Below are 14,162 nucleotides of genomic sequence, written 5' to 3' on the forward strand. Positions count from 1 at the left end.
GGGGACGTGACCGCCCACGGAATGAGTATGTACAAACGTACATGTCCGTGGGGAAGTGAAGGAAGGGGACACCCATGTCGGGCAGCTCGCGCGGGCCCAACGATCCGGGGCGCCGGGACCGCATCGTCGAGGCGGCCCTCGACGTGATCGCCGAGCACGGGGTCACGGGCGCCACGCACCGGCGCATCGCCGAGGCCGCGGGCGTCTCCCTGGGATCGATGACGTACTACTTCGAGGGCAGGCAGCAGCTGCTCGTCGAGGCTTTCACCCGGCTCGCGGAATCGATGTCCGCCCGCTACCGCGAGCCGCTGGAGGCGGCCGAGACCGTGGAGGAAGCGCGCGCCGCCGTGGTGGAGATCATCTGCGGCACGCTCTGGGGCAGCCCCCGGGAACTGGTGCTCAGCTACGAGCTGTACGCCTTCGCCTCCCGCAACCCCGCGCTGCTCGACGTCATGCGGTCCTGGATGAGGGCCAGCCGCACGTCGTTGAGCCGGCACTTCGACGCCAGGACGGCCCGGGCCCTGGACGCGCTGGTGGAAGGGCTCAGCATCCACAACTCCATGGACGCCGAACCCATGAGCCGTCAGGACGTCGCCGCGATCGTGCGGGCGGTCAGCACCTGATGACGACCCGGTCCGCGATCGAGGCCGTGGTGTGGAGTGCCGGCCTGACGGCACGGCCGGAGCGGCGTGCGGGAGCCCGGTGCGCGGACGCACCAGGGTGACCGGCACCCGGCCGGCGAAGACCGGGTCGTCCTCCGGTCCGGCACCGGCCTCCCGCCACCGCGCGGCACCTCGCCGCTCACGCGGTGCCGACTCGCACCGAGCCGGCCACGGGGCTGCCGACTCCTCGAGCGAATCGCCGAAATGCGCACGGGAGACGCCACAGGAGGCAGGAGGGGGCAAGGCCGTCGCGCGTCACGGGTCAGGCCTTCGCCGCGGTGCCGGCCGTCGCCCCCGGCGGGCGCATCATGAAGACGTCGATCGGATCCTCGGCTTCCACGACGAATCCGTGACGCTCGTAGAGCCGGCGGGCAGCACTGCCCTGCAAGACGTTCAGACCCACGGTCAGGCCCTGCGCGTCGGTCCGCTCCAGCACCGTGCGCAGCACGGCGGACCCGAGCCCCCGGCCCTGACAGCGCGGAACGACGTAGAAGTGCTCCAGCCACTGTCTGTCTCCGGCGGGCCGGACCGTGACGCATCCCGCGAGTTCACGGTCGAGCATGATGACCGACGTGTACTGCGGGGAGAAGGAGTCCCGCAGCCGCTGCCGTACCCGGTGCTCGTCGTAACGCCCGAGGCGCTCCAGATCCGCGCGCATGACCGTGGCCCGCAACTCCGCGATCACCTCGACGTCCGCTGCCACCGCAGGACGCGGCACCCAGCCCGAGGCGTGCGCCGGCACGCTCCCCGCAGGCGCCGCCACGTCCGGTCGCGTCCCGTTCCCCGTCACCCCGGCATCCATGGCCGGAGTATCTCAGTCCGTCTGCTCCGAACAGCCGGATGGGCAACTGGAACCGGCCTGCCCGATCCCCCCGCGACCTCAATCGCGCACCATCTCGTTCGTGCCGAGGGTGCCGGGCACGAGGTGTCGGTGGTCTCGAAGGTGACGTCGACTTGGCCGGCCTTCTCGATCCGCTGCCATCGGGTGTCGAGGCAGCAGTGCGGGAACGGCCGTGAGGCGTCTTGGGGGTGGCGTGGCGGGGAGCCCGGGTACCGCACCGAGGCCGGACTCAGGCCGCGCCGGTCTTCCGCTCCGCGGCACACTCACCGGACCGCGTCACCCCGTGGTCCGGGACCCGCTCCACCCGCCTCTCGGCCACCGCGACCGCGGATGCCCGCACGCCTTGAGGAACGGCCCCGTCCCACTCGATGCGGTCACCGTCCCGCGGGGGAACCCGGGCCGCCCGGTGTCGTGGCCGAGGCCCGCTGCCCGGTGGGCAGTTCGGCCCAGACGACACGTCCGGCCCGGCCCGGGGCGCGGGTGACCGCCCAGTCGCTGCTCAGCACGTCGACCAGGAGCAGCCCGCGTCCGTTCTGGTCGTCGGGGCCGGGGCGGCGGAGCATGGGCAGTGCCGGGCCGCGGGCCTGGTCCTCGACCTCGACGCGGATCCGGTCCGCCAGTACGTGCAGCCGGCAGACGATCCGTTCGCCGGCCGCGTGGGTGAGTGCGTTGGTGAGGAGCTCCGAGGCCACGACAACAGCGTTGTCGCACACCTCGCCGGCGACGCCCCGCGCGGTGAGCAGGTCCCGCACGCCGTTACGGGCGGCACGGACCGAGGCGGGGGTCGCCGGCAGGTCGAACACGCGGGTCTCCGCGCGGTGTCCGACCCTGTGGGGCCCGGAGGCGAGACGGCCGGGGCCGTCCGGCTGGGGGAGCGGAGCCGTCGGCTCGCCTCCGGGCGGTCCGGGGGAGGAGGGCCCGTGCCCGGCGTGGTGCGGCGGCCTGGGTAAGGGGAGCCGAGCCATCTCCGTGTGCCTTTCGTCTGCCTGCGCACCGGGGTCCGTCATGCACCGGCCGCGGTCAACCGGCCGGTCCGGTACGGCCCTTCAGCGGGCCGGGGAGCGGTGCGAACACTCTGGCACCCGCCAACGGCGGCTCGCAACCAGCAAGTTGAAAATTGCAACTGGCCGAGTGCATGCTGCTTCCGTCGCCGGGTGATCGAACGTGTCCGTACCGGACGATCGCATGAGACGGTGAGCCCGGAACACCCGACATGAGGGGGGCACGGCGTGACCGCGGAGACCGACTGGGGCGGTGCCCCTTCCGTCCTGCGCATGATTCTCGGCAGACAGCTCGAGGAGTTACGCGGCCGGGCCGGTCTGACCTACGAGGAGGCGGGCGCCGCCATCGGGGTCAGCCACTCCACGATCCGCCGGATGGAAGCCGCCAAGGTGGCCCGGCTCAGACTCGCCGACGCCGAGAAGCTGCTCCGCGTCTACGGCGTGACCGACCAGCAGGAGATCGACACCTTCCTGAAGTCGGCCCGTGAGGCCAACAAGCGGGGCTGGTGGCACACCTACCGCGATGTCATGCCGGACTGGTTCGCCGCCTATCTCAGCCTGGAACAGGCCGCCCTGCAGATCCGCGCCTACGAGAGCCAGTTCGTCCACGGGCTGCTGCAGACGGAGGCGTACGCCCGCGCCCTGCTGAGCGCCGGCAACCCGCACGCCCCGGCCGAGGCCACCGAGCGCCGGATCGCCCTGCGGATGCGTCGCCAGGAACTGCTCGGCCGCGAGACGCCACCGCGGGTGTGGGTGGTGATGGACGAGACGGTGCTCCGCTGGCCGGTCGGGGGTCCGGACGTGATGCGGGCCCAGATCGGCCACCTCATCGAACTGCACCGCCTGCCGCAGGTGACGCTGCAGATCATGCCGTTCGCCGGCGGCCCCCACCCGGCCATGCGCGCCGGATCCTTCCAGCTCTTCCGGTTCCGGGCCCGCGAACTGCCCGACGTCGTCTACCTCAACGGCCTGGTCGGCGCCGTCTATCTCGACAAGGGCGACGACGTCGTGGTGTACCGCGAGGCCCTCGACCGGACCGGCGCCCAGGCGGCGCCCACGACCAGGACCGAGGCCGTGCTCGACCGGATCCGCAAGGACCTCTGACCGGCGCCGCCCACCCCGCCCCAGAACCACGACCTGCGAAGGAGACACCAAGGTGACCGAGAACGGATGGCCGGCCGACCGCATCGACACCGAGAACGCGCACTCCGCGCGGATCTACGACTACATCCTCGGCGGCAAGGACTACTACCCGGCGGACCAGGAGGCCGGCGACGCCATGGTCCGGGAGTGGCCCGCCCTGCCCGTCCACATGCGCGCCAACCGGGACTGGATGAACCGGGCGGTCCGGTGGCTCGTCGAGGAAGCGGGCATGCGCCAGTTCCTGGACGTCGGCACCGGCATACCCACCTCCCCGAACCTGCACGAGATCGCCCAGTCGGTGGCTCCCGACTCACGCGTGGTCTACGTCGACAACGACCCCATCGTCCTCACCCTCTCCCAGGGACTCCTGGCCAGCACGCCCGAGGGAAGGACGTCGTACATCGAGGCGGACTTCCGCGACCCGGCGAGCATCCTGGACGCCCCCGAACTGCGGGAGACCCTCGACCTGGACCGGCCGGTGGCCCTGACGGTCATCGCCATCGTCCACTTCGTCCTCGACGAGGACGACGCCGTCGGCATCGTCCGCCGCCTGCTGGAGCCGCTCCCCCCGGGCAGCCACCTGGCCATGACGATCGGCACCGCGGAGTTCGCCCCCGAGGAGGTGGGGCGGGTGGCCCGTGAGTACGCGGCCCGCGACATGCCGATGCGGCTGCGCACCATGGACGAGGCCCACGAGTTCTTCGAGGGCCTGGACCTGGTCGAGCCGGGCATCGTCCAGGTCCACAAGTGGCACCCGGACGGCACCGGCGAACAGGGCGTCCGCGACGAGGACATCGCGATGTACGGAGCGATCGCCCGCAAGCCGTAGCATCCCGGTCCGCGTCCGTGCCGGGGGTCGTGCAGCCCCCGGTCCACGTCCGCGCCGAAGTCCGTACGGCCTCCGGCGCCGACGCGGACCACCGGACCTGACGCGCTTCACCACCGGCCCGGACGCCGGTGCGCCGCGGATGAATCCCGGCGGCCGGGTCCGCCGATGTCGGCGGCGATGCCGTGTGCATGCGTCATCATGCTGCTCATGAGTGACCCCGAACACATCGGCCCGGCCGGCGGCGGCAGGCTGGCGCACAGCCGGAAGCCGATGACCGGCCGTGACCCGGAGGAGCCGGGCAGGTCCGCCACGCCCCTGGAGCTGCTGTTCGACCTGACGTTCGTGGTTGCGGTGGGCACCGCGGCCTCCCACTTCGCCGAGATGCTCGCCGGGGACCACGCCCTGGAGGCCGTCGGCGCCTTCACCCTGGCGATGTTCGCGATCAGCGTCGCCTGGATCAGCTTCAGCTGGTTCTCCTCCGCGTTCGCCACCGACGACTGGCACTACCGGGTCCTGACCATGGTGCAGATGGTCGGTGTCGTCGTGTTCTCCCTCGGCCTGCCGGCGATGTTCCACTCGGTCGGGGAGGGCGAGCACCTGGAGCTGCGCGCCATGGTGATCGGGTACGTCGTGATGCGGATCGCCATGGTGCTGCAGTGGTGGCGCGCGGCCCGCGAGTCTCCCCCGTTCCATGACGTGGGGACGCGGAACATCCGCTGGACCGTGCTGGTCCAGCTCGGCTGGATCGTGGTGGGCTTCACGCATCCGATGCTCGCGGTGGCGTTCGCCGCCTTCGCCGTGCTGGGCGTCGTGGAGCTGGTCCTGCCGCTGCTCGCGCAGGGCCGGGCCGGCGGCACGCCGTGGCACCCGCACCACGTCGCGGAACGGTACGGCCTGTTCGCGATCATCACGCTCGGCGAGGGCGTGGTCGGCACCGTCGCCTCGTCCGGTGACCTCCTGGGCGGCGCGGCCGGGACCGACTGGAGCGCGGACGCGGTCGCCGTGGTCGTCGCCGGTGTGGGCCTGACCTTCGGCATGTGGTGGGTGTACTTCACCACCCCGTTCGGCGCCATCCTGGTCCACCGGCGTCAGCGCGGGTACCTCTTCGGCTACGGCCACATCCCGCTGTTCATCGGCGTCGCCGGCGCGGGTGCGGGGCTGCACGTGGCGGGCCTGTACCTGGAGCACCACGCGAGGATCGGCGATGTCGCCGTGGTGCTGTCGCTGGCGCTGCCGGTCGGCCTCTACCTGCTGATGGTGTACCTGCTGCACACGCTGCTGCTGTCCGCGGGGGACAGGTTCCATCTGCTGCTGATCTCCCTCACCCTCGCGGTCCTGGCCGCTGCGGTGCTCCTCGCCGCCGCCGGGGTGGGGACTGCGGTGTGCCTGCTGGTGGTGATGCTCGCCCCGTTCGTCACCGTGGTCGGCTACGAGACGATCGGCCACCGTCACCAGCGGCGGATGCTGCGCGACCTCGGTACGGGGTGACAGCCCGCGGGGCCGGGGACCGTCCGCGAGGGCCACCGGCGCGTTGGCGTCGCGTTTCCGCGCCGTCCACACGGCCGCAAGGTGCCGTTGGTACCGGGGAGCGGCAGGGTGTGTGGGTCTCGTGAGGGTCGCCAAGTGACCTCCGGGACAGGCGGGTTACCGCAGCCGGGCTGATAAGATCATCGGACTTTCAGTAGGCTGGCGGCGCGTCATGAACGCGTACGGGGGACAGTCTCTAAGGCCCCATCGCTGAGGAGTTGAGGCTTGGTCCGCCGTAGGCCCGCGCCGTTCGACGGCCCGGACCCGTCCCACGCATGCGCGGATCTGTCCGGACTCCCGGCGCGATGCGACTTGAAGAGAGTCTCATGACGTCATTGATCGGGGATCCGCTGCTGTGGATCCTGCTTGTGGTGCTCGTCGCTGCGGTGTTCGCAGTGCAGCGGGCCCGGAGAACCAATCTGGCGCTCCGAAGAACGAAGAAGGACCTGGAGACCGGACTGGGCCAGGCCCAGGGCCGGATCGACCAGCTCCAGGGGCACATCGCCTCCCTGGACACCCAGCACCGCGGTGACCTCGCGGACGTCCGGGCGGACGCGGAGTCGTCGACCAAGGCGGTACTGAAGTCGGCGATGGGCACGCTCCAGTCGCTCGCCGAGGAGCAGCAACTGCTGCTGGACGGGCTGCTGCAGAAGTACGGCAACGACACCGAGGTGCTGGCGGACCTGATGTCGGTGGACCACACCGGCAGCCAGTTCAGCCGCCGGGCCAAGGGCATCTCGGTGCTGTGCGGCGGCTGGCTGGGCCGGCGCGAGGGCGTGGCGACCGTCTACGACGTGGCCCGCAGCGCGCAGGGCCGCATCAAGGACTTCAACCGGGTGAGCATCCACGCGCAGGCGAGCGTCGGCGTCACCAGCAAGGCCGTCGAACCGGTGGCGGTGGTACTGGCCGAACTGCTGGACAACGCGACCACGTACAGCGCTCCGGGCACACCGGTCGAGGTCAACATCCAGGCGGTGCCGACGGGTGTGTGCTTCATCGTCGACGACGCCGGTCTGGGCATGGACCAGGAGACCAAGGACCGGGCGGCGACGCTGCTGTCCGCCGACGGCCCCGTCGACATCACCGGTCTCGGCGACCCGCCCCGGTTCGGGTTCGCGGTGTGCGGCATGCTCGCCGCACGCTACGGCTTCGCCGTCTCCGTCGGTTCGGTGTCCCCCTACGGCGGAGTGCGCGCAGTGATCCGAGTGCCGGAAAGCCTTCTGGCGGCCGAGGCCGTCACCCCCGCCGAACCCGTCCGGGAACCCGCCGACCGGGGCGAGGAGAGCGCCCCGCAGCGGCTGGCGCCCGTGCCGGTCGGCCCCTCGCACGTGGTGGGCACGACGACCGGCGGGCTGCCCAAGCGCCGCCGGCGCCAGGGGCCCATCTCGGTGGTGCCGGCGCCGCAGGACACGGCCGGCACCGACCAGCAGACGTCCGAGTCGGCCGGCGAGGTGACCGCGTCGCGCCTGGGGGCGTTCGCACGCGGCACCCAGCTCGGGCGGACCACGAACACCACGGAAGGACCTGACCACCAGTGAACACCGACCTGTCGTGGGTGCTGAACGACGTGCTCGAGGTGCGTGGTGCCCGCCACGCGGTCCTCGTCTCGGGCGACGGCCTGCTGCTGCAGCGTTCGGACGAGATCTCACGCGACGACGCCGAGACGAACGCCGCCGCGATGAGCTCCATGCAGTCCCTCAGCCGGGCGGTCGCCGGTTTCGTCGGGGCGGGGCACGGCATCTGGAAGCAGACGCTGCTGGAGTACGACGGCGGCTGGATCTTCCTGATCGCGGCCGGGCAGGGCGCCTACCTCGCCGTCTCGGCGGCACTGGACGTCGACATGGAGGCCATGTCGTTCCGCATGCAGAAGACGGTGGTGGCGCTGAGCAAGGCGATGAGCGTGGCCCCGCGCTCCGACAACGGCGCCGGCGTATGACGACGCCCGGCGAGGAAGCACCCGTCACCAGTGACTTCGTCCGCTCCTACGTCATCACGGGCGGCCGGAGCCTGCCGTCCTCGGACGAACTGGCGCTGCACACCTTGGTCACCCTGGCTCCCGAGCGGACGCTTCCGCTGGGGGCCGGCCCCGAGGTCCGGGCGATCTGGGAGCTGTGCGCGGGTGGCTACCTGTCGGTCGCCGAGGTGGCGGGCCACCTCGGCCTGCCCGTCGGGGTGGCCCGGCTGCTGCTCACCGATTTAGCCGAGCAGGGGCACCTGCTGCGCCGGGCCGAGCCGCCCCGGGCCCAGAACGTTGACAGAGCGACCCTCGAGAAGGTTCTGAATGGACTCCAATCCCTCATCGGCTGAGACGGCCCAGAAGTCCATCTACGTCTCCAGCGCGGTGACCAACGCCGCCAAGATCCTCGTCGTCGGGCATTTCGCCGTGGGCAAGACGACCTTCATCGGCTCGCTGTCGGAGATCACTCCGCTGCGCACCGAGGAGAAGATGACCCAGGCGTCCGTCCACATCGACGACCTGCGGGGCGTGGCGGACAAGACCACCACCACGGTCGCCCTGGACTTCGGACGCCTCACCCTCAGCGACGACCTGGTGCTGTACCTGTTCGGCACCCCGGGCCAGCAGCGCTTCATGCAGCTGTGGGAGGACATGGCCCGCGGCGCGCTCGGGGCCCTGCTCCTGGTCGACCCGGGACGTCTGGAGGAGACCTTCCCGGTCATCGACCTCGTCGAGCGGTACGGCCTGGAGTACGCCATCGCCGTCAACTGCTTCGACCCCGCCGCCACCTACGGCGAGGCCGAGGTGCGCGAGGCGCTCGACCTGCTCCCGGACACCCCGGTCGTCTACTGCGACGCCCGCGACCAGCGGTCGTCCGCCAAGGCGCTGATCGCCCTGGTGAGGCATCTGCTCGACCGCGCGGCCTGACCGCCCCGCCCCGCGCCCGCCCGGACCGGGAACAGCGGTTCCTCGACCACTAAGGAAGACTTCATGGATCCTCAAGCACCGTCTGCCGCCACCGTCAGCAGATGCCCCATGCACGACGCCGCGTTCGCCGCCGACCCCCAGCAGGTCTACGACCGGCTGCGCGCCCACGCCCCGGCCGGCCCCGTCGAGCTCGCCCCCGGCGCGGACGCCACGCTGGTCGTCGGCCACGAGACGGCGCTGCGCGTGCTGCAGAACACCGAGCTGTTCGCCCGCGACGCCCGCCGCTGGAAGGCACTCAACGAGGGCCGCGTCGGCATGGACAACCCGGTGCTGCCGATGATGGCGTACCGGCCCAACTGCCTGTTCACCGACGGCGCCGTGCATCTGCGGCTGCGCAAGGCCGTGGTGGACAGCCTGGCCCGGCTCAACATCACCCGGATCCGGCGCGACGTCGAGCCGATCGCCGACTACCTCCTCGACCGGTTCAGCGAGCGCGGCCGGGCCGACCTGCTCAACGACTACGCAAAGCTGCTGCCGCTGCTGCTGTTCAACAAGCTGTTCGGCTGCCCGGCGGACATCGGTGACACCCTCACCGCCTCCATGTCGGCGATCTTCGACGGCAAGGACGCGCTGCGCGCCAACGAGGACCTCACCGCCTGCCTCATGGAGCTGATCGCGCTCAAGCGGCGCTCGCCCGGTGACGACGTCACCTCCTGGCTGATCCAGCATCCCGCCGGGCTCACCGACGAGGAGCTCAAGGACCAGCTGGTGATGCTGATGGGCGCCGGCGTCGAACCCGAACGCAACCTCATCGGCAACGCCCTGGTGCTGCTGCTGTCCGGGGCGGGCGGCCGGCAGAGCGGCATGCTGATCGAGGAGGCGCTCGACCACGTGCTGTGGAACCAGACGCCCATCGCCAACTACGCCACCCACTACCCGGTCCAGGACGTCGACCTCGGCGGCCACGTGGTGGAGGCGAACACCCCGGTCGTCATCTCCTTCGCGGGCGCCAACAGCGACCCCGCGCTCGCCGAGGCCCGCCGTACCCACAGCAAGGGCGCCCATCTGGCGTGGGGGGCCGGCCCGCACGCCTGCCCCGCCAAGGACCCGGCGCAGGTCATCGCGACCACCGCGATCGAACGGCTCCTCAACGCGCTGCCCGACCTCGCCCTGGCCGTACCGGAGAAGGACCTGCAGTGGCGGCCGGGCCCGTTCCACCGGGCCCTGGTCGCGCTGCCCGTGACCTTCAGCCCCACCGCCGCCACCCGGATGGCGGCCGCGCTGCGGGGCCGGACCCCGGAACCGGGTGCGCAGCAGTCCTTCCCGGCGGCCGCGTCCGCGCCGGTCCGGCAGGAAACGGGACGGAAGAAGGGATTCTGGAGCAGTTTCCTGGACATCTTCCGTGTCTGATGCACCGCATGTGACGGGAGCAACACACAGGGGCGCATGACACGGGAGGGTGGAAGGGTAGGTTCCGGCGGTACTTGATCGGTAACGCCCAGCCAAAGGAGCTCTGCGTGACCGCCGTCGGCGACATACGCGGCACCAGCAACGACCGCCGAGCCGTCATCTCCCTTCTCCGCCGCCTGCGTTCCGGCGAGGGACAGGCCGACCCCCTCCCCGTCTGGGAGGAGATGCGCGCCCTGGGGGACGTCGTACGGGCCCCCTGGGGCGGTTACTTCGTCACCGGGTTCGAGGCATGCAGCCAGGTCCTGCGCGGCAGGAACTGGCTGGTGCCGGACTTCGCCTGGCAGGAACGGCAGCCCGACCCGGGCCGCTGGCAGGCACCCGCCACCCGCGAGATGACCCGCACCCTGCCCCGCCTCAACGCCCCCACGCACACCTGCCAGCGGCGTGCCCTGGGCAACCCGTTCGACCGCACCACCCTGGAGAGCCTGCGCCCCCGGGTCGCCGCTCTCGCCTCCGGCCTCCTGGACGGCCTGGAGGACCGGCTGCGCGCCGACGGGGAGGCCGACTTCGTCACCACCGTCGCCGAACAGCTCCCCCTGCTGACCGTGGGCGACTGGCTCGGCATCCCCCCGGAGCACTACGCGCACATCCTGGACTTCACCCACCGGCAGGTCTACGCCCAGGAACTGCTGCCCACCAAGAGCGAACTCGCCGTATCGGCCCGGGCCACGCTGGAGATGCGGACCTACTTCACCGATCTGATCCGGCAACGGCGGGCCCGCCCCGGCGACGATGTCCTCACCGGCTGGATCCACCACTGGGACGCCCGGTACCCCGACGACCGGGCCGCCGCGGACCAGGTGATCTACGACCTGACGATGTTCATCACCATCGCCTCGCTGGAGACCAGCGCGGTGCTGCTGGCCAACACCGTGTGGTTCCTCACCCGGGACCCCTCACGCGCCGCGTGGCTGCGCCGGCACCCGGGCCACATCGACGACGCGGTCGAGGAGACCCTGCGCTACGACCCGCCCGTGGTCGTCAACTCCCGTGTCGCCGCCGACGACACCGTCCTCGCCGGCACACCGATCGCCAAGGACACCACCGTCCACGTGCTCTACGGGGCGGCCGCCCACGACCCCCGCCGCAACCCGGACCCCCACCTGTTCGACATCCGGCGCGGCGGCGGCCACCTCACCTTCGGCGGCGGCGCCCACTACTGCCTCGGAGCGGCGCTCGCCCGGCTGGAGGCCCGGGAGCTGCTCACCCAGGTGCTGGAACGCTTCCCCACGCTGCGGCCCCTCGCACCCCCCGCCTACGACACCTCCCGTGTCGTCTTCCGCCGTATCACCTCCCTGAAAGTCACCGCATGAACGTCCCGTCCCTCGCCGGACTCCCCGCCGGACTTCCGGCCGACCGGATACTGAAGACCCTGCGCACCCACCGGCAGGGTCCTCTCCTCACCGTCGAACTGAACGTCCCCGAGCAGGGCAACGCCGTCACCGACGCCATGCTGGACGACCTCCTCACCGTCCTCGACGACCAGGACCCGGAGGTACGGGTCCTGGTGCTGGCCGCCGCCGGTGACGACTTCTGCCTCGGCGGCGACCGCGGCGAGTTCGCCGAGCACCTCGCCCTCGACCCCACCGGCGGCGGCATCCGGGCCTCCGGGACCCGGGCCCGGCGCGTGTGCGAGGCGCTCACCGCCAACCCCGCCGTCACCATCGCCCGGGTCCAGGGCAGAGCCATCGGCGCCGGACTCGCCCTCGCCCTCGCCTGCGACCTGCGCGTCGGCGCCGACACGGCGACCTTCCGCCTGCCCGAACTCGCCCTCGGTCTGCCCACCGCCTGGGGCGGGCTGCTTCCCCGCCTCATCAGCGAGGCGGGGGCCGCCCGCGTCCGCGACATCATCCTCACCGGGCGCGTCTTCGACGCCCACGAGGCCCACTCCCTGTCGATCCTGCAGAAGGTCGTGCCCGGGGACGCCCTGGACGCGGCCGTCACGGCCTGGGCCAAACCCGTCCTGCGGCGGCCGGCCCCCGCCCTGCGGGTCACCAAGGCCCTGCTGAACTCGCTCACCGCGTCCACCCGCCTCGCCGACGCCTCGGTCCTCGATCCCGAACTGATGGCGGCGGTCCTCACCCAGCAGCACCGGCCCGGCTGACCGCGGGCGTGCCGCCCGGTGGGCGGACGCGGCGATCCGCGCCGGTCAGGTGGACGTCTGTCCGTCGAGCGTCTCGCGCAGGATGTCGGCGTGCCCCGCGTGCTGCGCGGTCTCGGAGATGAGGTGCGCCAGCACCCCGCGCACACTGCGCACCGCTCCCGGCTCGTACCAGGGGGCCTCGGGCAGCGGGTGGGCCGCCGACAGGTCGGGCACGGAGGCGATGATCTCCTCGGTGCGGGCGGCGACCTTCGCGTAGCGCGCGAGGACGCCGTCCAGGGTGTCGCCGGGCAGCATCCGGAAGTCGTTCCGGTGGTCGATCGCCCACTGCGGGACCTCGCGGGCGGTGCCGGCCGCGAGGTCGGCCCAGGTGACGCCGTCGGGCAGGTCGTGGCGCATCGCGGACGGTCCCTCGGTCGCGAAGGCCATCCACGCCTCCTCGACGGCCGCTACGTGCTTGATCAGCCCGCCCAGGCACAGGGCGCTGACCGTCGGGCGCGTACCGGCCTGTTCGTCGCTCAGTCCGCGCGCCGTGGCGGTCAGGGACGCCCGCGCGGTCGCGAGCGTGGCGAGCAGATCGGCCCGCTCGGCGTCGAGAGCGGGCGGCCGGGGCGTGGCGGTGGTGGTGGTCACGGTGATCGGGTCCTTCTGGTCGTCGTCGTGGTCGGACACAGGAGAACCGTCGCAGGGGAAGCGGTCAGGTCGTGTCCTCTTCCCGGGGCAGGATCGGCACCATGCCGAAAACCTCAGCCCGACTGCTGTCCCTGCTCTCCCTGCTCCAGGCCCGCCGCGACTGGCCGGGGGCGCTGCTGGCCGAGCGGCTGGGAGTGAGCCCGCGGACCGTACGCCGTGACGTCGACCGGCTGCGCGAACTCGGCTATCCCGTCGCGGCCTTCAAGGGACCCGACGGGGGGTACCGGCTGGACGCCGGCACCCGGCTGCCGCCGCTGCTGTTCGACGACGAGCAGGCCGTCGCCCTCGCCGTCGCGCTGCGGACCGCCGCCACCACGGGCGCGGCGATCCGGGAGGACGCGGCCCGCGCCCTGGCCACCGTCCGGCAGGTCATGCCCGCGCGGCTGCGCCACCGCGTCGACACCCTCCGGGTGACCACCGTGGAGCCCGGGGCCCGTCCGCACCCACCCGTCGACGGCGCGCTGCTCATGACGCTGAGCGCCGCCGTCCACGCCGGCGAAGTGCTGCGCTTCGACTACGCTCCCGCCTCCCCGCCGCGCCGGGTGGAGCCGCACCATCTCGTCAGCCGGGGCGGACGCTGGTACCTCGTAGCCTTCGACCTCGACCGCGCCGACTGGCGCGTCTTCCGCGCCGACCGGATCACCCCGCGCAGCCCGACGGGGCCCCGCTTCACACCGCGCGAGGTGCCCGGAGGCGACGTGGCCGCGTTCGTCACCGGCAGGTTCCGCGGAGCGGACGGCTCCGGCGAGTGGCCCTGCCGCGGCGAGGTGATCCTGGACCTGCCCGCCGCCACCGTCTCCCGCCACGCCCATGACGCCGTCGTCGAGGAACTCGGCCCCGACCGCTGCCGGCTCGTCCTGGGCTCCTGGTCGTGGACCGCCCTGGCCGCCGGCGTCGGACGGTTCGACGCCGCCGTCGAGGTCGTCGGCCCGCAGGAACTCAAGGACGCCTTCGCGCTCCTGGCACACCGTTACGCCCGCGCGGCGGCCGGTACGCCCGGCGCCTGACCCG

Annotated in this window: 15 protein-coding genes; 12 read left to right on the forward strand and 3 right to left on the reverse strand. The window is 72.1% G+C overall.

The window, feature by feature from the left end:
* Positions 1–74: 74 nt before the first annotated feature.
* Positions 75–623, forward strand: a complete 549-nt coding sequence (locus tag AMK33_RS26140) for a TetR/AcrR family transcriptional regulator (protein ID WP_073935417.1) — start codon at positions 75–77, stop codon at positions 621–623.
* Between the two features lie 301 nt (positions 624–924).
* On the opposite strand, the gene AMK33_RS26145 is transcribed toward AMK33_RS26140, so the two are convergent.
* Together AMK33_RS26145 and AMK33_RS26150 are read right to left on the reverse strand one after the other, a co-directional pair.
* On the reverse strand, positions 925–1,464 hold the full coding sequence (locus AMK33_RS26145; protein WP_079194965.1) for a GNAT family N-acetyltransferase: 540 nt from the start codon (positions 1,462–1,464) through the stop codon (positions 925–927).
* Between the two features lie 413 nt (positions 1,465–1,877).
* Positions 1,878–2,306, reverse strand: coding sequence for an ATP-binding protein (locus tag AMK33_RS26150; RefSeq protein ID WP_073935419.1), 429 nt, complete (start codon positions 2,304–2,306; stop codon positions 1,878–1,880).
* Between the two features lie 426 nt (positions 2,307–2,732).
* On the opposite strand from AMK33_RS26150, the gene AMK33_RS26155 reads away from it, so the two are divergent.
* From AMK33_RS26155 to AMK33_RS26200, 10 genes are all read left to right on the forward strand, one after another.
* Positions 2,733–3,608 (forward strand): helix-turn-helix domain-containing protein, encoded by an 876-nt coding sequence (locus tag AMK33_RS26155; protein ID WP_073935420.1) that lies wholly within the window; start codon positions 2,733–2,735, stop codon positions 3,606–3,608.
* A 52-nt stretch (positions 3,609–3,660) separates the two neighbouring features.
* Positions 3,661–4,476, forward strand: coding sequence for an SAM-dependent methyltransferase (locus tag AMK33_RS26160; protein WP_073935421.1), 816 nt, complete (start codon positions 3,661–3,663; stop codon positions 4,474–4,476).
* A gap of 270 nt (positions 4,477–4,746) precedes the next feature.
* Positions 4,747–5,964 (forward strand): low temperature requirement protein A, encoded by a 1,218-nt coding sequence (locus AMK33_RS26165; RefSeq protein WP_383458989.1) that lies wholly within the window; start codon positions 4,747–4,749, stop codon positions 5,962–5,964.
* Between the two features lie 365 nt (positions 5,965–6,329).
* Positions 6,330–7,541 carry an ATP-binding protein gene (locus tag AMK33_RS26170; protein WP_201263087.1) on the forward strand — a complete coding sequence of 404 codons (1,212 nt, stop codon included), beginning with the start codon at positions 6,330–6,332 and terminating at the stop codon, positions 7,539–7,541.
* Entirely contained in the window at positions 7,538–7,939 is a 402-nt protein-coding gene (locus tag AMK33_RS26175; RefSeq protein WP_073935422.1) for a roadblock/LC7 domain-containing protein, read from the forward strand. The genes AMK33_RS26170 and AMK33_RS26175 overlap by 4 nt, the downstream gene beginning before the upstream one ends.
* Positions 7,936–8,310: a DUF742 domain-containing protein gene (locus AMK33_RS26180; RefSeq protein ID WP_030827099.1), complete on the forward strand. Its 375-nt coding sequence runs from the start codon at positions 7,936–7,938 to the stop codon at positions 8,308–8,310. Before AMK33_RS26175 ends, AMK33_RS26180 begins: the two co-directional genes overlap by 4 nt.
* The gene (locus AMK33_RS26185) at positions 8,285–8,887 is read left to right on the forward strand and encodes a GTP-binding protein (protein ID WP_073935423.1); all 603 of its coding nucleotides are present in this window, start codon (positions 8,285–8,287) and stop codon (positions 8,885–8,887) included. The genes AMK33_RS26180 and AMK33_RS26185 overlap by 26 nt, the downstream gene beginning before the upstream one ends.
* A gap of 108 nt (positions 8,888–8,995) precedes the next feature.
* Positions 8,996–10,297, forward strand: coding sequence for a cytochrome P450 (locus AMK33_RS26190; protein ID WP_073935424.1), 1,302 nt, complete (start codon positions 8,996–8,998; stop codon positions 10,295–10,297).
* A 107-nt stretch (positions 10,298–10,404) separates the two neighbouring features.
* Positions 10,405–11,670, forward strand: coding sequence for a cytochrome P450 (locus tag AMK33_RS26195; RefSeq protein ID WP_073935425.1), 1,266 nt, complete (start codon positions 10,405–10,407; stop codon positions 11,668–11,670).
* A complete protein-coding gene (locus AMK33_RS26200) occupies positions 11,667–12,461 on the forward strand; it encodes an enoyl-CoA hydratase/isomerase family protein (RefSeq protein ID WP_073935426.1) in 795 nt (264 codons plus the stop codon). The genes AMK33_RS26195 and AMK33_RS26200 overlap by 4 nt, the downstream gene beginning before the upstream one ends.
* A 45-nt stretch (positions 12,462–12,506) precedes the next feature.
* Here AMK33_RS26200 and AMK33_RS26205 read toward each other — a convergent pair whose 3' ends face one another.
* Positions 12,507–13,091: a DinB family protein gene (locus tag AMK33_RS26205; protein ID WP_107425220.1), complete on the reverse strand. Its 585-nt coding sequence runs from the start codon at positions 13,089–13,091 to the stop codon at positions 12,507–12,509.
* A gap of 101 nt (positions 13,092–13,192) precedes the next feature.
* Here AMK33_RS26205 and AMK33_RS26210 point away from each other — a divergent pair, with 101 nt between their 5' ends.
* The gene (locus AMK33_RS26210) at positions 13,193–14,158 is read left to right on the forward strand and encodes a helix-turn-helix transcriptional regulator (protein WP_073935427.1); all 966 of its coding nucleotides are present in this window, start codon (positions 13,193–13,195) and stop codon (positions 14,156–14,158) included.
* The last annotated feature ends 4 nt before the right edge of the window (positions 14,159–14,162 follow it).

The organism is Streptomyces sp. CB02400 (genome assembly GCF_001905725.1).
Classification (GTDB): domain Bacteria; phylum Actinomycetota; class Actinomycetes; order Streptomycetales; family Streptomycetaceae; genus Streptomyces; species Streptomyces atrovirens.